This is a genomic window from Cohnella suwonensis (assembly GCF_042655365.1).
GTDB classification, from domain to species: domain Bacteria; phylum Bacillota; class Bacilli; order Paenibacillales; family Paenibacillaceae; genus Cohnella; species Cohnella suwonensis.
In genome coordinates this window covers 1-506 of the sequence record NZ_JBHSMH010000019.1, presented here as the reverse complement: position 1 = coordinate 506, position 506 = coordinate 1, and the positions used below count along the sequence as shown (strand labels likewise).

1 protein-coding gene is annotated in these 506 nt (G+C 46.2%); it reads left to right on the top strand.

What is annotated here, in order from left to right:
• A partial coding sequence (locus ACFPPD_RS08305; RefSeq protein WP_378081835.1) for a transposase occupies positions 1–506 on the top strand: 506 nt, incomplete at both ends.

Sequence of the window (506 nt, the reverse complement as noted above, 5' to 3'; positions counted from 1 at the left end):
CAGCGAAATAAAATCCTGCCGTCTGCTGTGGAATTCTTGTTTCACGAATTTACGCAATCGTATACGTCTATCAAGGACTACCGTGGGTATCGATTACTTGCCGTTGACGGTTCGGATTTGAATATTGCAACTGACTCTGCGGACACGGACACCTATTTTCAAAGTCAACCGAACACGAAAGGCTTTAACCTTCTGCATTTGAACGCAGCCTATGACTTGTGCAACAGACTTTACGTGGATGCCATTGTTCAGCCACGAAGGTTGTGCAACGAGGGAAGGGCGCTGGCTGCTATGGTTGACCGCTCCCCCATCAAGGGAAAAACCATTGTTACTGCCGATCGCGGTTATGAAAGTTACAACAATTTCGCGCATATTGAACGCAAAGGGTGGAACTATGTCATACGGGTAAAGGATTTGGATTCCAATGGTATTCTTTCGGGCTTACGTTTGCCATCTAGCGGAGAGTTCGATCTGGACGTTCATCTAACACTCACCAAAAAACAAAC